This window comes from Rhizobium sp. AN5, assembly GCF_900215255.1.
GTDB classification, from domain to species: domain Bacteria; phylum Pseudomonadota; class Alphaproteobacteria; order Rhizobiales; family Rhizobiaceae; genus Agrobacterium; species Agrobacterium tumefaciens.
The window spans coordinates 1,039,829-1,066,684 of sequence record NZ_OCMJ01000004.1; the positions used below are offsets into that span (position 1 = coordinate 1,039,829).

Consider the following 26,856-nt stretch of genomic DNA (forward strand, 5'->3'; position numbering starts at 1 on the left):
AACTGTTATGACGGCGAGAGTTCTGGTTGTTGACGACATACCCGCAAACGTAAAGCTTCTCGAAGCCCGGCTTGTCGCGGAATATTTCGACGTCGTAACCGCCGAGGATGGTTTCAAGGCGCTCGATATCTGCGACCAGGAACAGGTCGATATCATCCTGCTCGACATCATGATGCCTGGCATGGACGGTTTCGAGGTCTGCGAAAGACTGAAGGCCAATCCGAAAACGGCGCATATTCCTGTTGTCATGGTCACCGCACTCGATCAGCCCTCGGACCGCGTGCGCGGCCTGAAAGCCGGCGCCGATGATTTTCTGACCAAGCCCGTTAACGACCTTCAATTGATCGCCCGTGTCAAAAGCCTCGTGCGCCTCAAGGCCGTCAGTGACGAATTGCGGCTGCGGGCCGAGACCGCGCGCGAGATCGGCATCGAGGAGATGCTGCGCAGCGATGGCCTCATGCAGACGCCTGGCCGCGTTCTGGTGGCGGATGGCCGCGCAAGCTCGCAGGAACGCATCGTCAGGGCGCTGAAGCCGGTTGCCGAGGTCGATGCCGTCACGGAGCCTCAGGCGGCTCTGCTGAAGGCGGCGAGCAACCCCTTCGAGCTTGTCATCGTCAATTCCAATTTTGAGGATTACGATCCGCTGAGACTGTGTTCGCAGCTTCGTTCGCTGGAGCGTACCCGGTTCCTGCCGTTGCTTCTGGTGGCGGAGCAGGGGGCGGACGACATGGTCGCGCGGGCGCTCGATCTTGGCGTGAACGATTATATTCTCCGCCCTATCGATCCCAACGAACTTGTCGCCCGGTCTCTGACGCAGATCCGGCGCAAGCGCTATAACGAGCATCTGCGGCTCAATCTCCAGCACACGATGGAGCTTGCGATCGTTGATGGGCTGACCGGTCTCAACAATCGCCGTTATCTCGACAACCATCTAAAGATACTTTTCGACCGTGCCGCCGTCCGTGGCCGCCCTATTTCCATTTGCATGACCGATATCGACCGCTTCAAGTTGGTCAACGATACCTATGGCCACGATGTCGGCGATGAGGTTCTGCGCGAGTTTGCAGCCCGCATCCGCAGCACGGTGCGCGGCGCCGATCTTGCCTGCCGTTATGGCGGGGAGGAATTCGTGGTTGTGATGCCCGACACGCCGATGGAGCTTGCCACAAGCGTTGCCGAACGCCTGCGGGCAATCATCGAAGACGAGCCGTTTCACGTTCGTTCCATCGACCGTGAGTTGAGTATCACGGCTTCGCTCGGCATCGCCACCAGCAGTGGAGCATTCGGCGCGCCGGACGAGCTTCTGAGACATGCAGACAAGGCGCTCTACGAGGCGAAACACACAGGACGCAACCGCGTCGTGGCGGCCGCCGCCTGAAGGTGCTGGCCGGCCCGTGAGGCGGACAAATCGTGCCGCCTTTTGAGACTTTCGACATTTACCGGTATCGATAGCCGCCCAAAGATCTGATGGCAAACTTTGGCAAGCGCCAAGGCCCTGACCTTGCCAGTATTTTATCTTCTTGCAATGAAGGGATGAAGTTAAACAGGGTTAATAGAGTTCAAGTTGAAAAATACGTTGAATTCAATCGCTCACGGAACTATAGTGTGCCAGCGTTGTATATTTAACCATGTTTTCCAGGTGATGTATCTCTGGCTTAAGAATTTGTTGATTTTTATTTTACTTCTGCGCACACTCCCAATCGAGAATAACAGTTCTTCCGGCGGTTTTTCCGTCTAGTGATGAAGAAACCATGGCGGTTTACACCGCTGATGTTTCGGTCGTCAGGGGCTGGTATTGCGTAGTTTGAATGCCCCATGATGCTCAGGTCCGCCGCATCTCCTGGATCGTGGGGTCGGTCGGCTGACGATGTCCGAATCGGTTCCTCGTGCCGTGATCACATCGTTGGCCGACCGCCTTATCTCCCCAAATATTCTGTGCTTGTGCTGCCGCTTATAGCGCAGCACATCCGGCTGCGCGCGCAGGCGGCGCCTGTCGCAGCGGTTGGCGCATTTGGCCGATGAGACGCTGGTTAGGAGAGGCGCTGACTAGGCGAGACCGTGGTTTGGTGAGACGGTGATAAAGAGCTTTCCCGCCGTGCCGATAGCGCCGATTAAGTTCCAAACTCAAGAACCGCAACGACGAAGGTCGCGATTCGTTGGCCCGTGCCGGGCCTTGCGAGGGCGCTGGCGCAAAGAATGCCGTTGGCGGCATCCCTTCCGTACAAACAAAAAACGCGCCCGTTGGGCGCGCTTTTGCCGGAGAACCCGATCAAGAATTACTTGATCTTGGTTTCCTTGAATTCAACGTGCTTGCGTACAACCGGGTCATACTTCGTCTTCGTCATCTTGTCCGTGAACGTACGGCTGTTCTTGGTGGTGACGTAGAAGGTACCGGTGTCGGCTGTCGACAGCAGCTTGATCTTGATTGTTGTAGCTTTCGCCATGGTCGTCCTGCCTTTAAACAAAAGAGAAGCCGCAGGCGCTTCTCACCTCGGCTAAATCTGGCGCGAAACTACGTATCGCGCCTGAAAAGTCAAGTCTGTTTTGCCCTGAAAACAAAACGGAAGGCATAAAGCACCACGTAAAGCCCGAAAAACACGGCAAGCGCCCAGGCGAAACCATCGGTACCCGCAACATCCATGGAAATGCCGACTGCCTGTGGTCCGGCTATTGTGCCCATGGCATAGCAGAAGATGAAGGCGGCGTTGGCGGCCACCAGATCGGCCCCTTTGAGACGCGATCCCAGATGGGTGAGGCCGACGGTATACATGCCGGATACGAGGCCGCCCCAGAACAGCAGCAGGGCCGCGACGAGAATCCATCTATCCACCAGCAAGGGCAACGCCAGCGTGCCGCAAACGCCCGCAAAGGCCATCAGCGCCAACATTGTGCGCCGGTCCTTCATCCGGTCCGAAAGCAGGCCGATCGGTATCTGGAAGACCATGTTGCCGATGCCCATCACGGTCAGCAGAAGTGCCGCCTGCGATTCGTTGAAGCCTTCCCGGGTCGCATAGATGGGAAAGAGCGACAGACCGCCCGCTTGCACGGCGCCGAACACGAAGGCCGCCGCAGAAGCCATCGGCACCAGCCATATATAACGGGCGAAATGGTGGTTCGGCCTTTCGCTCAGCTCCGGGCTTTCGCCGCGCGCGAGGAAGATCGGGATCGCGGCAAGCAGTATGATTGCCGCCCCGACCAGAAATGGCAGGATGCCATCGCTGCCGACCACGGAAAACAATAACGGGCCAACCGCAAAGCCAACCGCAAGTCCGGTGGCGTAGATGCCGAGAACCATGCCGCGTTTTTTCGGCGGCGCGGTCATGTTGATCCAGTATTCGGAGAGGATGAACAGCGTGGTGGTTGCGCCATGGAAGACGATTCGCAGCGGAAACCACATCCAGAAGGCGTCGGCGAAATAGAAACAGAGCGCACTCAGAGCCGACACGACAACGGCAAATAGCATCGTTCGCGCCACGCCGAAATCATGGGCGATCTTGGTGGTCACCGGCGCTGCCATCATCGCCGCAACGCCGGCCATTGCCGAATTTACCCCGATCATGGTGGAGGAGATGCCGCGCTTCTCAAGGATGATCGACAGGAGCGGCAGGCCAAGGCCGATGGCGACACCGACCGCACTGATGGCGGAGATGGCGGCGATCAGTGAGGGCCAGTGAATGGCGTCCGCTTCGCATTTCATTTGTGACATGACGGCCTTTATACAAAGTCTCGAATGAATCGGCCGTGGCGCGTGACATAGAGCCGCGCGGGGCTTTCAAAGGGCAGTGACGGATCACCTATCATGAGTTTTGTGACATCTTCGAGAACCGTACGTGTGATTTTCGGCATGTTCAGACTGGAAAGCGCTGTCATGTCAAGCCATTGCACATTGTGCAGCTCATCTGAATCCCTGATTAGCCGGGTATCCAGCCGCAACTCGTCGGCGTAACAGCAAAAGAATCGCGTGTCGTAGCGCCTGATATTGCCGGGCGGGGTGATCGCGCGCGCCACATATCGAAAACGCGAAAGGTCCGGACCGTCAGCGTCCATGCCCATATCGACGCCGGTTTCCTCCAAGAGCTCGCGCGCGGCGGCAAGCGCCAGCGCCCGTGCCCCGGCAGCGCTCAGGCGGCGCGCGGCAGACGTGGTGAGGCTGCGCAGCACCGCGGGGTGCAGATCGCTGGAGAAGGGCAGGGCGTGGTCGCGCGGATCGCGTTTGCCACCGGGAAACACGTAAGCGCCTGGCATGAATATGTGGGCATTACTGCGCCGGCCCATCAGCACGCGAATAGCAGGGCCGGAACGATCAAACAGGATGATCGAGGCGGCATCGCGGGGCCGCAAGGGGCCGCTCGCCGCCTGGGTGCTCGAGGGAAACTCGGACACGTGCAAATTCCCGCCCGCCGTCAGTGGGAGGAGCCGTCGATCTGCACTTTTGGCTGTTTTCCGTCGAAGCCGTGCATTCTAAGCGCCCATTGCAGGCCGATGACGCCACCCTTGATCGGTTGCAGCGTCAGAAGCGCGGCCAGAATGGTGATAGGCACCCAGATGGCGAAGTGCACCCACATGGGAACGGAAAGCACGAGATCGGTCATCATGAAGCCGCCAACGGCGATATGGCCGATGATGACGATGGAAATATAGGGCGGCAGGTCGTCGGAGCGGTGATGATGCATTTCCTCGCCGCAGGCCGCGCAATTGTCCACCGGCTTCAGGAAGGCCCGAAACAGGCGACCGCTGCCGCAGGCCGGGCAGCGATTGGCCATGCCGCGCATGATCGAACGGCCAAGCGGACGCTCCGCGCTTCCATCTCCGAAGGTAACCGTTTCCGAGCCCTGATTTGCACTCATCCTGAAGTCCTTCTCCCGTTTGTCTTAACCGCTTGACGCGGTCTTGTCACCGACGTCCTCTCGGCGGCCTTGTTCCCGGCTTGGCGGAAGGACGTGATGTCCGCCGGCCTGCCTTGTGGAACGACCGCGAGCCGACCGGCATCTTGCGCCCCGGGCTCAGCATTTCAAACCGCAGCGCACCAGCCAACGGTACCGCTTCCGCGAGCCGCACCTGAACCGTATCGCCAAGCTGATAACCGAGACCCGTCTTTTCCCCCGTCAGAGCCTGATGGGCTTCGTCGTAGAGGAAATAGTCGGTTCCAAGTGTAGATATAGGAACAAACCCGTCGGCGCCAAACTGCGGCAGCGCGACAAATAGTCCCGCCTTCGTGACACCCGCGACGCGGCCGTCGAACTCTTCACCGACGCGTTCGGAAAGATGGTGCGCGATCAGCCGGTTGATGGTGTCGCGCTCGGCGGCCATGGCACGGCGCTCGAAGGTCGAGATTTCGGCGGCGATATCGTCCAGCGTCGCCTCTTCCTGCGGGGTGATGCCGCCTTCGCCGAGGCCTAGCGATCCGACCAGCGCCCGATGCACGATCAGATCGGCATAACGGCGGATCGGTGAGGTGAAATGCGCGTACTTCATCAGGTTTAGACCGAAATGGCCGATGTTTTCCGGGCTGTAGATCGCCTGGCTCTGGCTGCGCAGCACCATCTCGTTGACCATGATCTGGTGCGGCGTGTCGAGTGCGCGCGCCAGAATGCCGTTGAAGGAATTGGCGCGCATCGCGACACCCTTGGCCATGGAAATGCCGATGGTGCCGAGGAATTCGCGCAGCACTTCCTGCTTGGTGAGTGTGGGGGCGTCATGCACGCGGTAGACCAGCCGCTGCTTTTTCTTTTCCAGCGTCTCGGCGGCGGCGACGTTCGCCTGGATCATCATTTCCTCGATCAGCTTGTGCGCGTCGAGGCGTTCGGGAATGACGACCTTGTCCACCGTGCCGTCCGGCCTGAGCTGGATCTTGCGCTCCGGCATGTCGAGTTCCAGCGGCTGGCGGCGGTCGCGGCCGCGCTTCATCACGGCATAGGCGTGCCACAGCGGCTTCAGGATCGGCTCCAGCAGCGTGCCGGTCTTGTCGTCCGGGCGGCCGTCGATTGCGGCCTGCGCCTGCTGGTAGGAGAGCTTGGCGGCACTCTTCATCATGATGCGATGGAAAGTGTGGCTCGCCTTGCGGCCTTCCTTCGAGAAGGTCATCCGCACAGCAAGGGCAGGGCGGTCGACGCCTTCCTTCAGCGAACAGAGGTCGTTGGAGATGCGTTCCGGCAGCATCGGCACGACACGATCAGGGAAATAGACGGAGTTACCGCGCTTTAGCGCCTCGCGGTCGAGCGGTGCGCCTGATCGCACATACCATGACACGTCGGCGATGGCGACGGTGACGATCACTCCATCAGGATTGTCGGGCGAGGGGTCGAGTTCGGCATAGACCGCGTCGTCATGGTCCTTGGCGTCGGCCGGATCGATCGTGATCAGCGGCAGGTCGCGCCAGTCTTCACGGTGCGACATGGTCGCGGGCTTTGCGGCATCCGCCTCGGCCAGAACATTCGGCGGGAAGATGTGCGGAATACCGTGGGCATGGATCGCGATCATCGAGATCGCCTTTTCCGAGGCAACTGAGCCGACGACCGACAGAACCTTTGCGCGTGTCAGGCCGTAACGACCGCTGTTGCGCGAGGTTTCCACCTCGATCAGGTCGCCGTCCTTGGCATCGCCGACACCCTCGGGGTCGATGACCATTTCCTCACCGCGCCGGTCGATCGGCATCAGGCGTCCGCCGCCGCCTTCCGTTTCCTTGAACACGCCAAGCAGTGCGTTCTGACGACGGTCGATCAGCTTGACGACGCGGGCCGTGTAGGCCGGGCCGAGGCTGTCCTTGGAGGGGAAGATTTTTGCCAGAATGCGATCGCCGAGACCGGCGGCAGGGGCTTTCTTACTGCGATCCTGCGAGGACTGGCGGATGAGCACGGCGGGGGCCGCGCCCTGATCTTCAGGCCATTCGGCAGGCCGGCCGATCAATTCGCCGTCCTTGTCGCGGGTGGTGATGTCGAGAACCGTCACCGGCGGCAGGCCACCCGGTCGCGTCAGCGTCTTGCGGCTCTTCTGCACCATGCCGTCGCTTTCAAGCTCCTTCAGCAGTGCCTTGAGCACAACGCGGTCGTCGCCCTTCAGCCCGAAAGCTTTGGCGATTTCGCGCTTGGAGGCCTGCTGCGGATGCTCGGCGATGAATTTCAGCAGCACTTCGCGGGAAGGCACCTCGCCATGGATGATGCCTTCACCTTCGTTTGCCCGCTTGCCGCGCCCGGTACGTCCGAAGCCGTCGCTGGCGGAACCCTGTCTCTGACGCGGCGCCTTGCTCACGATTCTGCCTTCTTGGGTTTGGCTGCGGCTTTCGGCTTGGCAGCCGTCTTGCTTTTCGTTGCGGCCTTGGCTTTTGTCGCCTTCGGCTTTGCGGCTGTGTCGCCCTCGGCCTTCTTGGCAGCAGGTTTCTTGGCCTTGGCGGGCTTGCCGCCGGTTCCGGTCTTGGCGATGCGCTCGGCAATCAGCACCAGCGATTCGTCCAGCGTCACGGAGGTCGGATCCTGCCCCTTTGGAATGGTGGCGTTGACCTTGCCCCAGTTGACGTAAGCGCCGTAACGCCCGTCGCGGACGGTGATCGGGCCGCCATCGGGGTGATCACCCAGTTCCTTCAGCGCCGCAGGCGTGCCGTTGCGGCCGCGCCCCGGTCCCTTGCTCTGCTTCTCTGCAATGACGGTAACGGCACGGTTGAGGCCGATCGAGAACACGTCTTCGATGCTTTCGAGGTTGGCATAGGAACCGTCATGCAACAGGAAGGGTCCGTAGCGGCCAAGCCCGGCGGAAATCATCTTGCCGGTTTCGGGATGCTTGCCGATATCGCGCGGCAGGTTGATGAGCGCCAGCGCCTTTTCGTGGTCGATGTCCTCAGGCTTCCAGCCCTTGGGCAGCGAGGAGCGCTTGGCTTCCTTGCCATCGCCGCGCTGGATGTACGGGCCGAAACGGCCAGACCGAAGCGTCAACTCCTCGCCGGTCATCGGATCGGCACCCAGCGCTTTCGGCTCGTTGGACACGGAAGCTTCGGCTTCCGAGCCATCGGACGTGAGCTGGCGGGTAAAGTTGCACTCCGGATAATTGGAGCAACCGACAAAAGCGCCATATTTGCCGAGCTTCAGCGAAAGATTGCCGGTGCCGCAAACCTGACAGATGCGCGGATCGGAACCGTCCTCACGCTTGGGGAAGACCAGCGGAGCCAGAACTTCATTGAGCGCATCCAGCACGTTGGTGACGCGCAATTCCTTGGTATCTTCGATCTGCGCGAAGAAATCCTTCCAGAAATCGCGCAGCACCTGCTTCCAGTCCAGTTCGCCCGCGGAAATGCGGTCGAGCTTTTCTTCCAGATCGGCGGTGAAGTCGTATTCGACATATTTGGCAAAGAAGCTTTCGAGGAAAGCCGTCACCAGCCGTCCGCGCGAATGGGGAATGAGCTTGCGTTTGTCGATGATGATATATTCGCGGTCGCTTAGCGTCTTCAGTGTCGCCGCATAGGTGGAAGGACGGCCGATGCCGAGTTCTTCCATCTTCTTGATGAGCGAGGCTTCAGAATAACGCGGCGGCGGCTCGGTGAAGTGCTGGCTGGCGTTGATCTTCTGCTTGGCGAGGTTCTCGCGCGCATTGATCTGCGGCAGGCGGCCTTCATCGTCACCGTCGTCGCTCTGCTCGCCATCTTCTTTCTGGTCGGTATAGGCGGCAATGAAGCCGTCGAAGCGGATGACGGAACCGACGGCACGAAGCCCGGCCTTTTCACCGTCCTTGTCCGCCAGAATTTCCACGGTGGTACGCTCGATTTCAGCCGACGCCATCTGGCTGGCGATGCCGCGCTTCCAGACCAGTTCGTATAGACGCAGCTGGTCTGGATCGAGGTAACGCTTAACCTGATCCGGTGTGCGGTTAAAATCGGTCGGACGGATAGCTTCGTGCGCTTCCTGGGCGTTCTTTGCCTTGGTCGAGTAGAAGCGCGCCTTTTCCGGCACATAGCGGTCGCCGAACTGCTCGCCGATGGCGCGGCGTGCGGCATCGATCGCCTCCGGCGCCATCTGCACGCCGTCGGTACGCATATAGGTGATCAAACCAACGGTTTCGCCGCCGATGTCGATACCTTCATAAAGCTTCTGGGCCACCTGCATGGTGCGCGAGGCGGAAAAGCCCATGCGCGAGGAGGCAGCCTGCTGCAGCGTCGAGGTGGTGAAGGGCGGGCCGGGATTGCGCTTGACGGGTTTCGCCTCGACCGTATCGACAATATAGGTCGCGCCTTCCAGGAGCGCCTTCAGGCGGTTGGCGTCATCTCCGGTCTTGATCGAACGGCCTTGCAGCTTCTTGCCATCGGCGGAAACCAGCTTCGCCTCGAACTCGTCACCGCGCGGTGTCTTCAACAGCGCGCTGATGTTCCAGTATTCCTCGGAGACAAAACGCTCGATCTCGGCTTCGCGGTCGCAGACGAGACGCAGCGAAACGGACTGCACGCGGCCGGCGGAACGGGCGCCCGGCAGCTTGCGCCACAAAACCGGCGACAGGTTGAAACCGACGAGATAATCCAGCGCACGGCGGGCAAGATAGGCATCGACCAGCGGCACGTCGATGTCGCGCGGGTTCGCCATCGCGTCCAGTACCGCTTTTTTGGTGATGGCGTTGAAGACCACGCGCTTCACGGGCTTGTCGCCGAGAACGCGCTTCTTCTTCAAGAGATCAAGCACATGCCAGGAAATCGCTTCACCCTCGCGATCCGGGTCGGTTGCGAGAAACAGGCCGTCGGAGGATTTCACCGCGTCGGCAATGTCCTTCATGCGCTTGGCGGATGCGCTATCGACCTCCCAGGACATTTCGAAGTCCTGGTCGGGCAGCACAGATCCGTCCTTGGCAGGAAGGTCCCGGACGTGGCCAAAGGATGCAAGAACCTTGTAGCCCGGACCAAGATACTTGTTGATCGTCTTGGCTTTGGCAGGAGATTCTACGACGACGACATTCATATTGTTTTTCTCTGGAACTGGTCCGTTAACATAGCCGGATCACGGCATAATGCCGCAATTAGCCTTCTTTATAATTCGACATGGACAGGTAATGCGCGCGGGTCAAGAGGCAAGCCCGATTTTATCGCTCCAAGGCGATTGCAACCTATGGATAATCTATCGTTGTATTGCAATCTTTGGTAAATTGGTTATAGTGACCAACATGATTTGAATTGACGTAATGCTCTTTGTTTCAGGTTGAATTTCCAGGATAGATATATGGTCCCGAACGCAACAAACAATAATGCCGATAATGAAGGGACCAGAGAGAACTTGGCTTACATTCGCCAGATGCTCGCGGAACTGAGGCTCGTCGCCAATCGCGAGGGCGCCGACATGCTGTGCTATCTGATTGAAATGGCCTATGTGGAAGTCGGCGATATCCAGAGCGGGCGGCGCAAGCTTTCAATCCGCGAGGAGCGAAACCCGCCCCCCGGCGTGCCGGTTTAACCGCCCGGCAATATCGAGTTCCAGCAGCACCATGTGAACCGTGGCTGCGGAAAAACCCGTGTGGCGAATGATATCGTCCGTTTCGACGGGCGAGTGCCCGAGGGCTGCGGCAATGATGCTGCGCTCGTCATCTCCGGGCGGTGACATCTCCTCATCGGATCGTGGTTCCTCGACCTTGCGGTCATAGGGCAATTGCGGTTCCATCAGCGGTCGTAGCGCATCGAGAATATCGGCCGCCCCCGTGGTCAGCATCGCGCCTTCCTTGATCAGCCGGTTGGTGCCTTCGCAGCGCGCGTCGAGTGGGGAGCCTGGCACGGCGAAAACCAGCCGGCCCGCTTCGCCGGCAAGCCGCGCCGTGATCAGCGAACCGGAGCGTTCCGCCGCTTCCACTATGACGACGCCGAGCGAGACGCCTGATATCAGCCGGTTGCGGCGGGGGAAATCCCGCGCGCGTGGCTCCCAGCCGAAGGGCATTTCGCTGATCGTCGCGCCGCCCTGTTCGTAGATGTCCTGCAAGAGCTCGAAATTTTCCTGCGGGTAGGGACGATCGAGACCGCCCGCCAGCATGGCCACCGTGCCGGTTGCGAGGCTCGCCCGGTGTGCTGCCGCATCGATGCCGCGCGCCAGCCCGGAAGCGATCGTATAGCCCGCACGACCGCAATCGCGCGCCAGCATCGCGGCGAATTTCGCGCCGTTGATGGAGGCGTTACGTGATCCGACAATGCCGACGCAAGGTCTTGTTGCGGTGCATGCCGATCCCTTCATGGCGATCAGTGGCGGTGCGCCGTCGAGCTGTCGCAGGGCAGGCGGATAGTCCGGCTCACCGATGCCGACGAAACGAGCGCCGAATGTGTCTGCGACTTCGATTTCGGCTTCCGCTTCCGCCTGTGTGGCAATGCGCGGGCTGCGCAATGAACCGCCGCGCCTTGAAAGCTCGGGCAGGGCAGAGAGCGCTTTTTCAGCGCTGCCAAAATGATTGATGAGTTCGCGGAAGGTGACGGGGCCGATATTGTCGCTGCGGATCAGCCGAAGCCATGCGACCCGCTGCCGCGCGGAAAGCTTGATGCCCTGCCGTGTCGTTTCCTCATGCGGCATGACGTATCCCTAAAGCGGGCCTTAGCCCTTTTGCCCGATCCTGCTTTCCGTGCCGGCCAGAAGCCGTGCGATGTTTTCCCGGTGTTTCCACCAGGAAATCACGCTGAGCAACGTTACCAGCAGTGCCGTCTTTTCAGGCCCGACTATCCAGAGGGCGACCGGGATCACAAGCATGGCAACCAGCGCCGACAGCGAGGAATACCGGGTGATGAACGCGGTTGCGAGCCAGATCAGCGCAAAAGCCAGCATCATCAGGGGTGCAGCGCCGAGAAGCACGCCGATATAGACGGCAACGCCCTTGCCGCCTTTAAAGCCGAGCCACACCGGAAACAGATGGCCGAGAAAGGCAAAGAAACCGGCAACCAGCGACGCCTCGTAACCCCAGAGCGCATTGGCGACGAGCACTGCGGCGGTGCCCTTCAGCGCATCGAGCAGCAATGTCGCTGCGGCGAGTTTCTTGTTGCCGGTGCGCAGCACATTGGTGGCGCCAATATTGCCGGAACCAATCTTGCGCACATCGCCCAGCCCCGCCATGCGGGTAAGAAGCAGGCCGAAGGGTATCGAGCCGAATAGATAGCCAATCAGCGCCGCAAGCGCGAGAAGGGCAGGCGCCGTCTGCCAGTCAGTCAAAGCACTCATTCAACGTTCCCTCTCGTCGCGCGCCTGCGTGATCCCATGTCCGTGATCTTATGCCAAGGAATGAACCGCTTTGCCAGCCACATAAGTGGCGACAGCGCGGCCGCTGAAACGGGCATCCTCAAACGGCGTATTCTTGGATTTCGACACCAGTTGATCTCTCGCAACCAGCCAAGGCTCGTCGAGGTCGATCAGCGTGATATCGGCTTTCGCGCCGGCTTTAAGCGTTCCCGCATCCAGACCGAAGATTTTCGCCGGGCGGGTGGAAAGCGCATCGATCAGCCGCATCAGCGGAACCTCGCCGCTGTGGTGAAGGCGAAGCGCCGCCGCCAGCATGGTTTCCAGCCCCACCGCACCGCTTGCCGCATCCGAAAAGGGCAGGCGCTTGGTGTCCACATCCTGCGGGTCGTGCGAGGAAACGATGATGTCGATCGTGCCGTCCTTCAGCGCCTCGACCATGGCCTTGCGGTCGTCTTCGGCTCGCAAGGGAGGTGAGAGCTTGAAGAAGGTACGGTATTCGCCGATATCGTTCTCGTTCAGCGTCAGATGGTTGATCGAGATGCCGCAGGTCGCCTTGACGCCCCGCTGCCGGGCAAGACGGATCGCTTCTGCCGATTCCGGCACGGAAATCTTGGCGGCGTGGTAGATCGCCTGCGTCAGACCGGCAATGCGCAGGTCGCGCTCCAGCGGAATGATTTCGGCTTCCTTGGGGATTCCGGACAGACCGAGCCAGCTTGCGAAAAGCCCCTCGTTCATGTCGCCGCCGCCGATATATTTGTCGCGGGTCTCAAGTGCAATCACCGCACCCAATTCGCGCGCATAGGTCATGGCGCGGCGCAGCACCAGCGTGTCGGAAAGCGCCCTGCGGCCATTGGTGAAGGCAACCGCACCGGCTTCCTTCAGCATGCCGATCTCGGTCATTTCCTCGCCGTTGAGGCCCTTGGTCAGGGCTGCGGCGGGATGCACATTGACGAGCGCCTTGTCGCGTGCCGCCTTTTTTACGTATTCGACCAGCGCAATGTCGTCGATAACAGGGTCGGTGTCCGGCATGACGATGATGCTGGTGACGCCGCCAGCCGCCGCCGCGCGCGATGCGGATTCGATGGTTTCACGGTGTTCGCCGCCCGGCTCACCGACAAAGACGCGGGCATCCACCAGACCGGGAACGGCCAGCAGTCCCTTGCAGTCGCGAACCGTCGCACCCTCGGGCACACCCTGGTTGTGTGCCTGCCCGCCGGAGGCGAGGATCGTGCCATCGGCACCGATGACGATGCTGCCCACCTCGTCCAGATTGCGGGAGGGATCAACGATGCGAAGGTTTTTGAGAACGGTCACGGCACTCATACGCGCTCACCCTGATTTTGCGAGACAAGCAGGGTTTCCATGACGGCCATGCGCACGGCAACCCCCATTTCCACCTGGCTTTCGATGACGCTCTGCGGACCATCAGCCACTTCGGAGGAGATTTCCACGCCACGGTTCATCGGGCCGGGATGCATGACCAGCGCGTCTTCTTTCGCTGCCTTCAACTTTTCGGCATCGAGACCGTAATAGTGGAAATATTCGCGCACCGAAGGCACGAAGGAGCCGGACATGCGCTCGCGCTGCAGGCGCAGCATCATCACAACATCGGCGTTCTTCAGGCCTTCCTTCATGTCATGGAAGACCTCGACGCTCATGTCGCGGATACCGGAGGGAAGGAGCGTCGCGGGAGCCACGACGCGCACGCGCGCGCCCATCTGGTTGAGCAGGATGATGTTGGAGCGGGCAACGCGCGAATGCAGCACGTCGCCGCAGATCGCCACCGTTATTCCCGAAAGATCACCCTTGGCGCGGCGAATGGTCAGCGCGTCGAGAAGGGCCTGCGTTGGGTGTTCATGCTGGCCGTCGCCGGCATTGACCACAGAGCAGGCAACCTTCTGCGCGAGAAGGGCTGCGGCACCGGCCGAGGAGTGACGCACGATCAGCACATCGGGGCGCATGGCGTTCAGCGTCATCGCCGTGTCAATCAGCGTTTCGCCCTTCTTCACCGAGGAATTGCTGACCGACATGTTCATCACATCGGCGCCAAGCCGTTTTCCGGCAAGTTCGAAGGAGGATTGTGTCCGGGTCGAGGCTTCGAAGAACAGGTTGATCTGCGTGAGGCCCCGAAGCGTCGAGGTTTTTTTCTCGCGCTGACGGCTGATTTTCACCGCTTCGTCGGCCTTGTCGAGAAGCAGGGTTATATCCTGATGGGAAAGCCCCTTGATGCCGAGGAGATGGCGGTGGGGAAAATAGACCATGGAAATTGTCCTCCGGGTCGCAATAGTCAACGGGTCTATAAAGACAGGTGGCTTTGCGGGCAAGCATGCGATAAGCCGGGTTTTGGCATATACACGCAATAAAGCACGAATCCCGATAGAAGGATGCGAATGACAGGCATGAACCGGACAGAAGAATCGCTCGCCGAACTAAACCAGCCTAGCCTATGGTCCGGTATCAATGCCTATCGTTCCGATCCGCTGATCGTCGACCTCACATCCGGCCTGTCACGCAATCTGAGGGACGAGTTCGACCAACTCGGCCGTTACGTCACCTCGCACGAGGCGCAGGAACTGGCGCGCATGGCCAATCAGGGCGTGCCGCAGCTGCACACGCATGGCCCGCGCGGGGAACGTCTCGATCAGGTTGAGTTCCATCCCGCATGGCACGCGCTGATGCGCCGTTCCATGTCATCGGGTCTTCATTCCAGCGTCTGGGAAAATGCGGCTGAGACGCGCGGCAATGAACACAAGGCGCGCGCCACCAAATTTTATCTGACCTCGCAGCTCGAGGCCGGGCATCTCTGCCCGTTGACCATGACCAGCGCCTCCGTCGCCGCCATCATGACCTCGTCGCGTGTGCAGAAGGAATGGGTGCCGAAGATACTGTCGCGGAAATATGATTCCTCGCAGAAACCGGCCTTGCAGAAAACCGCCGTCACCGTCGGCATGGGCATGACGGAAAAGCAGGGCGGCACGGATGTGCGCGCCAACCGCACCACGGCAGAGCGGGTGGGCGAAGGCATCTATCGCCTGTCCGGCCACAAATGGTTCCTGTCCGCGCCGATGAGCGACGGTTTCGTCATGCTGGCACAGATGGGCGACGGCATGGGCTGTTTCCTGGTGCCGCGTTATCTGGAAGACGGTTCCGCCAACGGCCTGCATTTCCAGCGCCTGAAGGACAAGCTCGGCAACCGCTCCAACGCCTCCGCCGAAGTCGAGTTCACCGATGCTTTCGGTTATCTTCTGGGTGAACCCGGCAGCGGTGTGCGCACCATTCTCGACATGGTGACGCTGACGCGGCTCGACTGCGCTTTGGCATCCGCCGGCATGATGCGCGCTTCGCTCGCCGAAGCCGTGCATTTCGCACGCGGCCGTTCCGTCTTCGGCAAGACGCTGGTCAGCCAGCCGATCATGACGCGCGTTCTCGCCGATATGGCGCTGGATGTCGCAGCCGCGACGGCACTCTCCTTCCGGCTGGCATCGGCATTCGATGCCGCCCGCAACAATGCCGCCGAGGCGGCCTATGCGCGGGTGATGACGCCGATTGTGAAATACTGGTGCTGCAAGATCGCGCCGGCGTTGATCTACGAGGCGATGGAGTGCCTTGGCGGCAACGGCTATGTGGAAGAACGGCCGATTGCCCGCCACTACCGCGAAGCGCCGGTCAATGCCATCTGGGAAGGCTCCGGCAACGTCATGGCGCTGGATGTGCTGCGTGTTCTTCAGCGCGGCAAGGATCTGTTCGATCTCGTTTTCCAGACGCTGGAGCGCGATCTCGGACCCGCCGGCAAAAAGACCACGGATGTGCTGCGCGCCGCGATCGCGCTTGCGGAACGCGATGAGGGTGCTGCCCGCCTGCTGGTGGAGCAATTCGCACTTGCTGCCGCTGCCGCCGAGCTTTGCCGGCTCGGTGCCGGCAAGATCGCAGACGCCTTCCTCGAAACCCGTCTGGCGGGTGGTTGGCGACATACTTACGGCATGCTCGATTCTCGCTTTGATCCGAATTATATAATCGATTTATTGTATCCGCCCGCGTCCTGACCGATAAAGGGTGGAAGGCTGTTGTTGCAGTCCCTGTGGGAGGGGTATCGGATTTGAGAAAAGGCGTTGGCGTGGGGCGTATTTCTGTCTTTCAGTCGTTGGGCGCGTGCGCGCGCATGGAGATGGAGGGCGATAGCAGATGCTGACCTTCCGCTCCGCCCGTCCTGAAGATGAAGAGGCGCTCTACGCCATCAGTCTTGCCACCGGCGATGCCGGGCAGGATGCCACCCCGCTTTATCGCGATGGTCGCATGGTGGGGCATATTTATTCCGTGCCTTATCTGCATCTGTGGCCCGATGCCGTTTTTGTGGCGGAAGACGAAGAGGGTGTCTGCGGTTACATCGCCGGCGCGCTCGATACCGCCTTGCATGATGAGCGGCTGGAGCGTGAGTGGTGGCCGCATCTGCGCGCCCTTTATCCCGACCCCGTTGGCGATCAGCAAACATGGGACGCCGATCAGCGCCGTGCACATTTCATCCACCACCCGCGCCACACGCCAACCTGGCTGACCGATCCGTTTCCGGCCCATATCCACTTGAACCTTCTGCCACGCACGCAGGGCAAGGGCGGCGGCACGCGGCTTTTGTCGCGCTGGCTGGATATGGCGAGACAAAACAACGTCTACGGCATCCACCTCGGCGCCAGCGAGCGCAACCAGGCGGGTATTCGCTTTTGGGAAACCCGCGGCTTCAAACGTCTCGAAACCCACGACACACCTGGCACCGTGTGGTTTGGAATGGCGCTGGAGTGATTATTTGCGGGGTACGGGTCCTCGATCTTCACTCATCCACAGGAACCTTCTCCCCAGCCACTCCGCCGCATTGTCCTCGTCTTCATGCTTTGTTAACCCGTTGGGTCAGGCCTTTTAAAAGACGGGTAGGGAAGCATGCTGGCGACCGCAGAGGTGATTTCAGCCGACAAGCCGGAAAAGCGCATCAAGGATCGCGCTGCGACCGAGAAGGCGATTTTTGAGGCGGCGCGGTCGCTTCTGGCCGAAGAGGGCTTTCAGGGTTTCGGCATCAACGCCGTTGCCCGCCGCGCCGGATGCGACAAGCAACTCATCTACCGTTATTTCGGCGGTCTGGAAGGGTTGATCGAGGCGATCGGCGAGGATCTCGGATCCTGGGTGAAGGACCGTATTCCTGAAGATACCGGCGGCATGTTCCTGTTGACCTATGGCGATCTCATGGAAAAGCTGGCGCTTTATTTCATGGATGCGCTGCGCAGCGATCCTCTCGTCTGCAAGATCATTGCCTGGGAAGTGTCGGATGGCTCGCCGCAGGTCAGGCAGCTTGCCGAAGCCCGCGCCAAATCGCTCGGCAAATGGCTGGAGCGCATGCGCGGATCGCTGGCAGCACCCAAGGGCGTGGATACCGCAGCCGTCAATGCCGTGTTGTTTGCCGCCATCCAGCATCTCGTGATTTCCGCCGCCACCAGCGGCCAGTTCGCCGGCGTGCCGTTGAAGTCGGACAAGGACTGGGACAAGATTGCAACCGCCGTCAAAAGACTGGTGCGCGGCGTTTACGGCTGAACCCGGCGTAAAGAGTCGGGCGAGACCGTCGAGACCGTCGCTTTAACAAAATCGGCCGATATTTGACGAAAAATCAACCATGTTTTCAGCGGGCCGGCAACCTTGGGGCATCGCATGCCGTTGGCTTCGTGAGGGGTGTTTTCCACAGCCGGACCCGCCACCGTTAACCATACCGACAGCTTTCATTTGCTTAGCCATGGTTACCGGTCCAGTGTGCATTAACAAAATGTTAACCATGCGCAATGACTGCGTATAAGGGAGCCGCAAGTGAGCCGCTGGACAGCTTTGGGCGTCATGATGACGTTTTTTGCTATGCTGCCGTTGGATATTGACGCGCCGGCGTTTAACCTTTGCCTGATGGCTCTGGTGCGCTGGGCGGTGCTTGCTGGCATTCCCGATACGATTTTCACGCGGGAGCAGACTGCATGAAGTGGTTTTTGATCCTCTGGGCCGGTCCCGTTGCATTGCTCGGCAGCTGGTACTGGCTATCCTATTACGACTTGAGCTTCAGCTTCTTCATGCTGACGCGTCAGACGCATGATCTGGTATTCCAGATTTACGGCGATATCCTCGGCCTGCCGCCGGAAAGCCTGCCGCCGCTGGTCGCGCGCGCCATAGCGGTCGACAGCCTGATCGTTTTTGCGATCCTTGCTTTCCGCAAGCGAAAACAGATTGCCAATTGGTGGCAGGGACGTCAGCCGGTTGCGCGGGCGAGTGCCGAAAGCCTGTCCAGCGCGCCCTGAAGAATGAAGCTTGCGGCTGCCGAATCGATGCGTTCGGCCCGTTTGGCGCGAGAGACATCCATTTCCAGAAGCACACGTTCGGCGGCGACCGTTGAAAGCCGTTCATCCCAGAAAATGAAGGGCAGGGCGGTTTTTTCCCCCATGGTACGAACGAAGGCGCGTGTTGCCTGCGCGCGTGGTCCGGCAGATCCATCCATGTTTATGGGCAGGCCGATGATGAAGGCGGATACCTTTTCCTTTTCGGCAAAGGCCAGCAGCACCTCGGCATCCCGAGTGAATTTGACCCGTTTGATGACGGGGCGCGGCGTGGCGAAGCGCCGCGACAGGTCCGACATGGCAAGTCCGATGGTTTTCGTCCCAAGGTCGAGGCCCGCAATCGCCTGTGCCGGCTGAAGCGTTTCCGCGAGCTCCTCGATGGTAAGTATCGCCATGTCGTACGCTGTCCTTTATCTTTTGCGGACGAATTCGGTGCGCAGCACCAGACCCTTGACCGTCTCGTGCCTGCAATCGATTTCTTCCGGGTTTCCGGTCAGGCGGATCGATTTGATGACGGTGCCCTGCTTGATGACCGTATTGGTGCCTTTGACCTTCAGATCCTTGATCAGCGTTACCTGGTCACCATCCGCAAGCACATTGCCTGCCGCATCGCGCACTTCGTTCGCGCGCAAAGCTTCTGCGGCCAACTCGGACGCAGGCCGCCATTCGCCGGTCGCCTCGTCATATACGTAATCGTCATTATCCGCGGCCATTGTCGCCTCTCTGAAATATCGGTAGTGCGGTTGTTCAAGCCGTCCTATGTCATAATATACGGGCAATACAAAGGAGAACTTCCCATGAAAATCACCTGGCTCGGCCATTCCGCCTTCCGCCTTGAAAACGGCAGCGCGAAGATCCTTATCGATCCGTTTTTCACCGGCAATCCCGGTTTTGCCGGACAGGATGCGAAAAACGCGGCTGAAGGCATCACCCATATTCTCCTGACCCATGGCCATGGCGATCATGTAGGGGATACCGTCCAGCTTGCTCGCGAAACGGGCGCGACGGTGCTTGCCAATGCCGATCTCGCCGCCTGGCTTTCCACCAAGGGCGTGGCGAAGGTCGATATGGGCAATACCGGCGGCACGGTACATTTCGACGGTTTTTCCGTAACCTTCACCAATGCGCTGCATTCGTCCGCCCAGATCACCGAGGATGGCGTTTCCCATTCACTCGGCAACGCCAATGGACTGATGCTGCATTTCGAAGACGGTCCGGCCGTCTATCATATGGGCGATACGGATATTTTCTCCGACATGAAGCTCATCAACGAATTGCATCAGCCGGATATCGGTCTCGTGCCAATCGGCGACCGCTTCACCATGGGTGGTGCGGTGGCTGCACTTGCCTGCCAGCGCTTTTTCAAATTCGCCAACGTCATTCCCTGCCACTACGGTTCCTTCCCGATCGTTGACCAGACGCCGGAGAAGTTCGTGGCCGGCATGGAAGGCTCGGATGCGCGCGTCCACACGCCGAAGCCGGGCGAAATACTGTCCTTCTGACATTTTGCTGACGCGTGTCGCTACCGCAAAACCGCTACACAGTTTTACGCGACATGCTTTCTACCGTTGCGAATGGCGGACATGGTGATTATAGCGGTTAGGAAAATTCTGACCGGAGTAGAACCATGTCCGTCGATCTCGCCACCGTAAAGCGCGTTGCGCGCCTTGCCCGTATCGCTGTTACTGAAGACGAAGCACAAAATATGCTTGGCCAGTTGAACGGCATACTCGGTTTCGTGGAGCAGCTTTCGGAAGTGAATGTTGACGGCGTCGAGCCGATGACCTCCGTTACCCCCGTGGATATGAAAAAGCGTGCCGACGTCGTGACCGACGGCAACAAGGCGGAAGACATCGTCGCCAATGCGCCTGCGACCGACCGGGACTTCTTCATGGTTCCGAAAGTGGTCGAGTAAGCCGACCGCCGTTTGCCGCCCGATTTTTCCAAGATTTCGAAAGCCGTTGCCGACCATGACCGACCTGACGAGCCTGACCATTGCCGAAGCCCGCGAAAAGCTGAAGGCGAAAGAGTTTTCCGCCCTCGAGCTGACCGACGCCTATATTGCCGCCATCGACGCCGCCAACGGCGCGCTGAACGCCTATGTTGCCTTGACGCCTGAAAAGGCGCGCGACATGGCGAAAGCCTCCGATGGCCGAATCGCCGCAGGCGCGGCGGGCGAGCTGGAAGGCGTTCCGCTCGGCGTGAAGGACCTTTTCGCCACCCGTGACGTGCACACGCAGGCGTGTTCGCATGTTCTCGATGGCTTCAAGCCGAAATACGAATCGACCGTCACCCAGAACCTCTGGGACCAGGGCGCCGTCATGCTCGGCAAGCTCAACATGGACGAGTTCGCCATGGGCTCGTCCAACGAAAGCTCCTGGTACGGTCCGGCCATCAACCCCTGGCGCGCCAACGGCTCCGAGCAGAAGCTGGTGCCCGGTGGTTCCTCCGGCGGTTCGGCCGCAGCCGTTGCCGCGCATCTGTGCGCTGGCGCCACGGCAACCGACACCGGCGGCTCCATCCGCCAGCCGGCGGCCTTTACCGGCACTGTCGGCATCAAGCCTACTTATGGCCGTTGCTCGCGTTACGGCATCGTTGCTTATGCTTCCTCGCTCGATCAGGCCGGCCCGATCGCACGTGACGTGCGCGACGCCGCTATCCTGTTGAAGACGATGGCGAGTGTTGACGCAAAGGATACGACCTCCGTCGACCTGCCGGTGCCGGATTACGAAAAGGCCATCGGCCAGTCGCTCAAGGGCCTGAAGATCGGTATCCCCAGGGAATATCGCGTCGATGGCATGCCGGAAGAAATCGAAAAGCTCTGGGCAAAGGGCGTCGAATGGCTGCGCGATGCCGGTGCCGAAGTGGTCGATATCTCGCTGCCGCACACCAAATACGCGCTTCCTGCCTATTACATCGTCGCGCCCGCGGAAGCTTCGTCCAACCTCGCTCGTTATGATGGCGTACGTTACGGCCTGCGCGTCGACGGCAAGGACATTGCCGACATGTACGAGAAGAGCCGTGCAGCCGGTTTCGGCAAGGAAGTGCAGCGCCGTATCATGGTCGGCACCTACGTGCTGTCAGCCGGTTACTACGATGCCTATTACCTGAAGGCGCAAAAGGTCCGCACGCTGATCAAGCGCGATTTCGAAAACGTCTTCCATGAGGGCGTCGACGCCATTCTGGCGCCGATTACTCCGTCTTCCGCCTTCGCTGTCGGTGATGAGGAACTCGCTTCCGATCCCGTGAAGATGTACCTCCAGGACGTCTTCACCATCACGGTCAACATGGCCGGTCTTCCCGGCCTTTCGGTGCCTGCCGGCCTGGACGGCAAGGGCCTGCCGCTCGGCCTGCAACTCATCGGCAAGCCGTTCGAAGAGGAGACACTCTTCAAGACGGCACATGCCATCGAGCAGGCTGCCGGCAAGTTCACGCCCGCCAAGTGGTGGTAAGCGGCTGAACAAAAGCTTTATAATTGTCACGGGCGGCATCAAGTGCCGCCCGTTTGTTTTTATCGATTGTCCAGTTCACCCCGTACGAGTTCCAAGCCACGCGTCGTGATGCGGTAAGGCTTGCCGCCTGACGAGGCGATGGCCCGCTTCCGTTTCAGTTTGCGGAAGGTGAGGAGATCGAGGCCGCTGAAAATCCAGCCGTCGCGCGTATAGAGCGCGAGTTTTTCGATTTTGTGATGGTCGTCTCGAACGAGTTCTATGCTGCCGCCCTGGGCGAGCAGGTGAAGAATGCGCTGTTCGGCGCGGGAAATGTCCATTGTCGGAAATCCGGTCGGCGTCTTCTAGACGCATGAAAACAAGTCCGGGTGCCGTTAAGGCATCCAGGTCGGTTTCATCATGGCCCGGCGCGCAAGAAACTTGCGGGCAGGGCCGTTACCGGGACTCCGATTGAGCGAACATAAAAGCTCCTTGTTTGCTCTTTTTGGTTAGCGGGGGAGACCTGCGCGGTCAAGTCCGGCGCGTGTCGCCGGCCGGTGCCTTCGCGATGTGTTCGGCCTGGCTTGCCGTCCGGGTGGCGGAGTCTAGCGGGGCGGTTGCCAGATGGGCGGCACGGGAACATTTCAACGAGGCGATTTCCTATTTCTGGATCGATGTGGATACGACAAATTGTCGAGACGTTGTAAGCGGTTCGATGAGAAAGCCATTAACGCAGAGCGAATGGATTAAGCCGCAGTGGCAGGATTCGAACCCGCAACCTCTTGCCCGGCAAGGGGTAAATCTTGTCGTAGAAAGCAAGTGCGCTATCCATTGCGCTACACCGCGACATGCCGTCTCAGGCACGTTCGAGATATACCCCGACTGCGTTCTACGATGTTGACGCAGATTTGTTATTTTTCCGAAAAGCGGGTTGATAAATTCGCCCGACGTTTCTGTTGCCCGACTTCTATCGCCAGTTTCAACCTTTGCTGCTCATGGTCTAGCAATTCATCCATATATGATTGTCTTGTCGATGGGCTTATTTGGCTTGCCCAAACCAAATGAGGTCCATGGGTGAGAGTTGCCTTTTCCCGTTGCTCTAAAACGTCGACGAGACGTAATGCTATTTGGCTCTCAGAAAACTTATCCCACTCACGAGCGGACATCATTTTTCTCCAGAATTCTTCAGATTTTGAGAGCTCCTTAATACGCTGCTTCACGTCAGCAAAGTTATCGGCCTCTCGCTCTCGCATTCCTTCATCGCTGTTTTCGTAGCGAGAAATTATCTCGTCCCGATCTATCTCCACTCTCAGTTCACTACGAGCAAATCTGTTTATCGCTCCCGCCAAGCTCTCATCGGATATGCCACTCGCGAGTTCAAATATCAAACTGCATAGAATTGAGAATGATGACCCGGGTGTCGTGACAAATTCGGGTGACTGAAATTGAAGGGAAAGGCGGTATGCGCACTCTACGATGTGGGTCCGCCCTTTGTTGTCTCCTACATAAAACGCTGTCCCGCCATTCTCATCCTCATAACGAGTCAGCTCGGCGGCAAAACGCAACACCTTTAGTTCTCCGCGCAACTCCTCGATGTGACGGATTGGATAATAGGTGCTGTCATTCAATACTTGATGCAGCGCAGTTTTGTGGTGTGCATATTGAATGTCGATATGACGAGCGGCTTGATCGAGTAGGCTCTCCAACTCATTAGTTTGAGTTATCAGGGTGTTGATGTCACGTAGGATTTTCTTTCGCTTCTTACTTGAGTATTCAGACACCATGACCGACGGATAGTCCCGGCAACAGTCATTTATTTGATGAACGGCCGAACTGATGTTGGCAAAATCTATCAAATCTAAAATCTGGACAATGGATGGGAGTAAGTCCTGCAGTCTAGCGATGAAGATTTTTCTCTCGTTGATGATTGTTGTAAGATCACTTTGATTTATTTTTGCGCTGATGAAATCTAAGAGATGTTCATCTGGCAGATATTGACCGGCTGTCTCAGAGAGGGAGCTGGCCACGGCACGACGCTTGTCAGTAAACAAGCCGTCCGTAATTTGATTTAGAGCGTCGAGCATCAGATTGTGGGGAATTTTCTCCCCTGATCGGAGATAAGGAAAGATTCTTTGAAGCACAGCCTTTTCTCGCCATTCCGTTCATAACAACAACCAAGAATGTTAGCCTCGAACCTTCAAGCCATGAAGAGGGATTCTAATAAAAAAGGTAGACATCGTTACTTCATGGGAGTCTTCGCTCTAAGTGTGTTTTTTAAGGCTCCTTAGTCGATCACAGGCACACGCTGGTACTCTTCAAGGCCGCACTGGCCGAATCGCGCGACCGATGCTTTACTTCGTTGGGCCATGGAGGGCGCGGCTTGATCGTCATTCGCAATGCGCAGGAGCAGGAAGCGGAGGTTCTGGCCGCCATCGGCCTCAGGGCATGGCGGCAGGCCACAACGGCGCTCGGCATTACCACGACGCTTTACGATAACGCAGCCAGTGCCTTTTCCAATTTCACCCGCTCGTCCTGGCTTGCCATCCGCGTGGCCGAGTTCGGCGGCGCGGTTGCCGGATGGGCGGCACGGGAACATTTCAACGAGGCGATTTCCGATTTCTGGATCGATCCGGATTTTCAGCGCAGGGGTATAGGCAGTCTCCTGCTTGCAGATATCGAACGGCAGATATTGCAACGTGATTTCGAAACCATCCGGCTTGAAACCCATGCGCAGAACGAACCGGCGGTCGCCTTTTTCCGTCATCACGGTTACAGCGTCCACTGGCTCTCCGTCTCCTATGCGCCGAAGCTTGATCGCGACGTGCAATCCGTCGGCCTGCAAAAGCAGTTGGTCGAGGTCGAGAGCGGCCTTTATGGGCCGGGGTTCTGAGAGAGCGTCTGCAGGCCGTTTACAAGCCGTATCGGCCAGTCCGGCATGATGGCGAGGGACGCGACAAGGCCCACCTGTAAAATTACGATGGATATCAGGATGCTGCGGAAGGGTTCCTTGCGGGTTTTGTGGCGCAGCAGGCGTTGAGCCGAGACTGCGCCCATGCTGCCGCCAATGAAAGCAAGCAATAACAGAGTACTTTCCCGAATGCGCCAGCCACCGTTTCTTGCCGCCTCCTTGTCCCACCAATAGACAAGAAAGACGAAAAGATTGAAGGCGATATAGGTCATGAAGCAGAGAGCGATCATGGTCATGACGTGAATTGAAACTGAGAACCGTAAAAAACGCGTATCCGGTTCCGGCGAAAATCCGGTGCCTGGCGCGACAGGGTGCAAGATGTCTTGCGCCCGCGCTCCATTTGTTCTACCCACCAAAGCCAAAGAACCCGTATATCGTGAGCTTCATATGACCCTTGTAGACGTGCGCACCCCCGACCCGAAACGCTTCATTCCCGGCGCCACTGGCGATTGGGAAATCGTGATCGGCCTGGAGGTGCATGCGCAGGTTCTCTCCAATTCCAAGCTGTTTTCCGGCGCTTCGACCACTTTCGGCAATGCGCCGAACTCCAACGTGTCGCTGGTGGACGCCGCCATGCCCGGCATGCTTCCCGTCATCAACGAGGAATGCGTCAAGCAGGCGGTGCGCACCGGTCTCGGCCTGAAGGCCAAGATCAACAACCGTTCGATCTTCGACCGCAAGAACTACTTCTATCCGGATTTGCCGCAGGGCTACCAGATTTCGCAGTTCAAGGACCCGATCGTCGGTGAGGGCATCATCACGATTTCACTCGGTCCGGACCGTCAGGGCAATTTCGAGGATATCGAGATCGGCATCGAGCGCCTGCATCTGGAGCAGGACGCCGGCAAGTCCATGCACGACCAGCACCCTACCATGTCCTTCGTGGACCTGAACCGTTCGGGCGTGGCGCTGATGGAAATCGTCTCCAAGCCCGACATGCGCTCGTCAGATGAGGCAAAGGCCTATCTCACCAAGCTGCGGTCCATCGTGCGTTATCTCGGCACCTGCGATGGCAACATGGACGAAGGCTCGATGCGTGCCGACGTCAACGTGTCCGTGCGCCGCCCGGGCGAAGGTTTCGGCACGCGTTGCGAAATCAAGAACGTCAACTCCATCCGCTTCGTCGGCCAGGCCATCGAATATGAGGCGCGCCGTCAGGTCGCCATTCTCGAAGACGGCGGTGTCATCGATCAGGAAACCCGCCTGTTCGATCCCGGCAAGGGCGAGACGCGCTCCATGCGCTCCAAGGAAGACGCGCATGACTATCGCTATTTCCCCGATCCGGACCTGCTGCCGCTCGAATTCGACGATGCTTTCGTCGAGGCGCTGAAGGTCGATCTGCCGGAACTGCCTGATGACAAGAAGGCCCGTTTCGTGGCCGATCTCGGCCTGTCGGTCTACGACGCCTCGATCCTCGTTTCGGAAAAGGCGATCGCCGATTATTACGAGTCGGTTGCCGCTGGTCGTGATCCGAAGGCCGCCGCCAACTGGGTCATCAACGATCTTCTTGGCGCGCTGAACAAATCAGGCAAGGACATCGAGACGACGCCGGTTTCGCCGGAACAGCTCGGCGGCATTATCGATCTCATCAAGGCAGAGACCATTTCCGGCAAAATCGCCAAGGATGTGTTCGAAATCGTCTGGAACGAGGGCGGCAACCCGGCCGAAATCGTCGAGACGCGCGGCATGAAGCAGGTGACGGATACCGGCGCCATCGAAAAGGCCGTGGATGAAATCATCGCCGCCAACCCCGATCAGGTCGAGAAGGTGAAGGCGAAGCCGACGCTTGCCGGCTGGTTCGTCGGCCAGGTCATGAAGGCGACGGGCGGCAAGGCCAACCCGCAGGCCGTGCAGGCGCTGGTGAAGGCCAAGCTCGGCATCGAGGAAGAATAGGAACTGCGGGTCGGAGTGGCCCTCAGAAAAGGTTCAGAAAGACT

General features: G+C 59.2%; 27 protein-coding genes, 1 tRNA gene and 1 pseudogene. 13 read left to right on the forward strand and 16 right to left on the reverse strand.

The window, feature by feature from the left end:
* The first annotated feature begins 7 nt into the window (after positions 1 to 7).
* Entirely contained in the window at positions 8 to 1,378 is a 1,371-nt protein-coding gene (locus CRP02_RS17535) for a PleD family two-component system response regulator (RefSeq protein ID WP_097171833.1), read from the forward strand.
* Positions 1,379 to 2,276: 898 nt separating this feature from the next.
* On the opposite strand, the gene rpmG is transcribed toward CRP02_RS17535, so the two are convergent.
* The 6 genes from rpmG to topA all read right to left on the reverse strand — a co-directional run bounded on the left by rpmG (position 2,277) and on the right by topA (position 9,929).
* Complete coding sequence (gene rpmG, locus CRP02_RS17540; protein WP_003496403.1) at positions 2,277 to 2,444, reverse strand: 50S ribosomal protein L33; 168 nt, start codon at positions 2,442 to 2,444, stop codon at positions 2,277 to 2,279.
* An 89-nt stretch (positions 2,445 to 2,533) separates the two neighbouring features.
* On the reverse strand, positions 2,534 to 3,697 hold the full coding sequence (locus CRP02_RS17545) for an MFS transporter (protein ID WP_019565488.1): 1,164 nt from the start codon (positions 3,695 to 3,697) through the stop codon (positions 2,534 to 2,536).
* Positions 3,698 to 3,714: 17 nt separating this feature from the next.
* Positions 3,715 to 4,383 carry an NUDIX domain-containing protein gene (locus tag CRP02_RS17550; protein ID WP_097172828.1) on the reverse strand — a complete coding sequence of 223 codons (669 nt, stop codon included), beginning with the start codon at positions 4,381 to 4,383 and terminating at the stop codon, positions 3,715 to 3,717.
* Between the two features lie 20 nt (positions 4,384 to 4,403).
* A complete protein-coding gene (locus CRP02_RS17555) occupies positions 4,404 to 4,847 on the reverse strand; it encodes a DUF983 domain-containing protein (protein ID WP_003512717.1) in 444 nt (147 codons plus the stop codon).
* Between the two features lie 46 nt (positions 4,848 to 4,893).
* A complete protein-coding gene (rnr, locus tag CRP02_RS17560; RefSeq protein ID WP_097171834.1) occupies positions 4,894 to 7,248 on the reverse strand; it encodes a ribonuclease R in 2,355 nt (784 codons plus the stop codon).
* Positions 7,245 to 9,929 carry a type I DNA topoisomerase gene (topA, locus tag CRP02_RS17565; RefSeq protein WP_097171835.1) on the reverse strand — a complete coding sequence of 895 codons (2,685 nt, stop codon included), beginning with the start codon at positions 9,927 to 9,929 and terminating at the stop codon, positions 7,245 to 7,247. The genes rnr and topA overlap by 4 nt, the downstream gene beginning before the upstream one ends.
* 258 nt (positions 9,930 to 10,187) lie before the next feature.
* Between topA and CRP02_RS17570 the strand changes: the two genes are divergently transcribed.
* On the forward strand, positions 10,188 to 10,418 hold the full coding sequence (locus CRP02_RS17570; protein WP_019565491.1) for a hypothetical protein: 231 nt from the start codon (positions 10,188 to 10,190) through the stop codon (positions 10,416 to 10,418).
* On the opposite strand, the gene dprA is transcribed toward CRP02_RS17570, so the two are convergent.
* Genes dprA through CRP02_RS17590 form a run of 4 tightly spaced genes read right to left on the reverse strand, consistent with a single transcriptional unit; the run spans position 10,374 to position 14,431 of the window.
* Complete coding sequence (dprA, locus tag CRP02_RS17575; protein ID WP_097171836.1) at positions 10,374 to 11,513, reverse strand: DNA-processing protein DprA; 1,140 nt, start codon at positions 11,511 to 11,513, stop codon at positions 10,374 to 10,376. The genes CRP02_RS17570 and dprA overlap by 45 nt on opposite strands.
* Positions 11,514 to 11,534: 21 nt before the next feature.
* On the reverse strand, positions 11,535 to 12,152 hold the full coding sequence (gene plsY, locus CRP02_RS17580) for a glycerol-3-phosphate 1-O-acyltransferase PlsY (RefSeq protein ID WP_179784057.1): 618 nt from the start codon (positions 12,150 to 12,152) through the stop codon (positions 11,535 to 11,537).
* A gap of 48 nt (positions 12,153 to 12,200) precedes the next feature.
* The gene (locus CRP02_RS17585; protein WP_065657978.1) at positions 12,201 to 13,493 is read right to left on the reverse strand and encodes a dihydroorotase; all 1,293 of its coding nucleotides are present in this window, start codon (positions 13,491 to 13,493) and stop codon (positions 12,201 to 12,203) included.
* Entirely contained in the window at positions 13,490 to 14,431 is a 942-nt protein-coding gene (locus tag CRP02_RS17590) for an aspartate carbamoyltransferase catalytic subunit (protein WP_003512724.1), read from the reverse strand. Before CRP02_RS17590 ends, CRP02_RS17585 begins: the two co-directional genes overlap by 4 nt.
* 129 nt (positions 14,432 to 14,560) lie before the next feature.
* Between CRP02_RS17590 and CRP02_RS17595 the strand changes: the two genes are divergently transcribed.
* The 5 genes from CRP02_RS17595 (at position 14,561) to CRP02_RS17610 (ending at position 18,487) form a co-directional block, all read left to right on the forward strand.
* A complete protein-coding gene (locus CRP02_RS17595) occupies positions 14,561 to 16,213 on the forward strand; it encodes an acyl-CoA dehydrogenase family protein (RefSeq protein WP_097102345.1) in 1,653 nt (550 codons plus the stop codon).
* 139 nt (positions 16,214 to 16,352) lie between these two features.
* A complete protein-coding gene (locus CRP02_RS17600; RefSeq protein WP_003512727.1) occupies positions 16,353 to 16,964 on the forward strand; it encodes a GNAT family N-acetyltransferase in 612 nt (203 codons plus the stop codon).
* A gap of 135 nt (positions 16,965 to 17,099) precedes the next feature.
* Positions 17,100 to 17,744 carry a TetR/AcrR family transcriptional regulator gene (locus tag CRP02_RS17605; protein WP_003512728.1) on the forward strand — a complete coding sequence of 215 codons (645 nt, stop codon included), beginning with the start codon at positions 17,100 to 17,102 and terminating at the stop codon, positions 17,742 to 17,744.
* A gap of 267 nt (positions 17,745 to 18,011) precedes the next feature.
* A complete protein-coding gene (locus tag CRP02_RS27570; RefSeq protein WP_013635969.1) occupies positions 18,012 to 18,173 on the forward strand; it encodes a hypothetical protein in 162 nt (53 codons plus the stop codon).
* Positions 18,170 to 18,487 carry a DUF6105 family protein gene (locus tag CRP02_RS17610; protein WP_097171837.1) on the forward strand — a complete coding sequence of 106 codons (318 nt, stop codon included), beginning with the start codon at positions 18,170 to 18,172 and terminating at the stop codon, positions 18,485 to 18,487. The genes CRP02_RS27570 and CRP02_RS17610 overlap by 4 nt, the downstream gene beginning before the upstream one ends.
* Here the strand turns inward: CRP02_RS17610 and ruvX are convergent.
* Positions 18,439 to 18,918, reverse strand: coding sequence for a Holliday junction resolvase RuvX (gene ruvX, locus CRP02_RS17615; protein WP_003512731.1), 480 nt, complete (start codon positions 18,916 to 18,918; stop codon positions 18,439 to 18,441). The two genes, CRP02_RS17610 and ruvX, sit on opposite strands and share 49 nt — an antisense overlap.
* Before the next feature lie 15 nt (positions 18,919 to 18,933).
* A complete protein-coding gene (locus CRP02_RS27575) occupies positions 18,934 to 19,236 on the reverse strand; it encodes an alkylphosphonate utilization protein (protein WP_003512732.1) in 303 nt (100 codons plus the stop codon).
* An 84-nt stretch (positions 19,237 to 19,320) separates the two neighbouring features.
* On the opposite strand from CRP02_RS27575, the gene CRP02_RS27580 reads away from it, so the two are divergent.
* The 3 genes from CRP02_RS27580 to gatA all read left to right on the forward strand — a co-directional run bounded on the left by CRP02_RS27580 (position 19,321) and on the right by gatA (position 21,975).
* Positions 19,321 to 20,025 carry a metal-dependent hydrolase gene (locus CRP02_RS27580; protein WP_174001702.1) on the forward strand — a complete coding sequence of 235 codons (705 nt, stop codon included), beginning with the start codon at positions 19,321 to 19,323 and terminating at the stop codon, positions 20,023 to 20,025.
* A 125-nt stretch (positions 20,026 to 20,150) separates the two neighbouring features.
* Positions 20,151 to 20,438: an Asp-tRNA(Asn)/Glu-tRNA(Gln) amidotransferase subunit GatC gene (gene gatC / locus CRP02_RS17625; protein WP_003512734.1), complete on the forward strand. Its 288-nt coding sequence runs from the start codon at positions 20,151 to 20,153 to the stop codon at positions 20,436 to 20,438.
* Positions 20,439 to 20,493: 55 nt separating this feature from the next.
* Positions 20,494 to 21,975, forward strand: a complete 1,482-nt coding sequence (gene gatA / locus CRP02_RS17630; RefSeq protein WP_003512742.1) for an Asp-tRNA(Asn)/Glu-tRNA(Gln) amidotransferase subunit GatA — start codon at positions 20,494 to 20,496, stop codon at positions 21,973 to 21,975.
* Between the two features lie 59 nt (positions 21,976 to 22,034).
* Here gatA and CRP02_RS17635 read toward each other — a convergent pair whose 3' ends face one another.
* Positions 22,035 to 22,292, reverse strand: a complete 258-nt coding sequence (locus CRP02_RS17635) for a YjhX family toxin (RefSeq protein ID WP_003512746.1) — start codon at positions 22,290 to 22,292, stop codon at positions 22,035 to 22,037.
* A gap of 233 nt (positions 22,293 to 22,525) precedes the next feature.
* Between CRP02_RS17635 and CRP02_RS27980 the strand changes: the two are divergent.
* Positions 22,526 to 22,633: pseudogene (locus tag CRP02_RS27980) on the forward strand (N-acetyltransferase); the annotation flags it as partial.
* A 69-nt stretch (positions 22,634 to 22,702) separates the two neighbouring features.
* Here the strand turns inward: CRP02_RS27980 and CRP02_RS17645 are convergent.
* Together CRP02_RS17645 and CRP02_RS17650 are read right to left on the reverse strand one after the other, a co-directional pair.
* A tRNA-Arg gene (locus tag CRP02_RS17645) sits at positions 22,703 to 22,797 on the reverse strand.
* Positions 22,798 to 22,862: 65 nt separating this feature from the next.
* A complete protein-coding gene (locus tag CRP02_RS17650; RefSeq protein ID WP_141566653.1) occupies positions 22,863 to 24,092 on the reverse strand; it encodes a hypothetical protein in 1,230 nt (409 codons plus the stop codon).
* A 239-nt stretch (positions 24,093 to 24,331) separates the two neighbouring features.
* Here CRP02_RS17650 and CRP02_RS17655 point away from each other — a divergent pair, with 239 nt between their 5' ends.
* Complete coding sequence (locus tag CRP02_RS17655; RefSeq protein ID WP_065704678.1) at positions 24,332 to 24,841, forward strand: GNAT family N-acetyltransferase; 510 nt, start codon at positions 24,332 to 24,334, stop codon at positions 24,839 to 24,841.
* Here the strand turns inward: CRP02_RS17655 and CRP02_RS17660 are convergent.
* Positions 24,823 to 25,155, reverse strand: a complete 333-nt coding sequence (locus CRP02_RS17660) for a DUF1294 domain-containing protein (RefSeq protein WP_179784058.1) — start codon at positions 25,153 to 25,155, stop codon at positions 24,823 to 24,825. The genes CRP02_RS17655 and CRP02_RS17660 overlap by 19 nt on opposite strands.
* A 151-nt stretch (positions 25,156 to 25,306) precedes the next feature.
* Here CRP02_RS17660 and gatB point away from each other — a divergent pair, with 151 nt between their 5' ends.
* A complete protein-coding gene (gene gatB / locus CRP02_RS17665) occupies positions 25,307 to 26,812 on the forward strand; it encodes an Asp-tRNA(Asn)/Glu-tRNA(Gln) amidotransferase subunit GatB (protein ID WP_097171840.1) in 1,506 nt (501 codons plus the stop codon).
* The last annotated feature ends 44 nt before the right edge of the window (positions 26,813 to 26,856 follow it).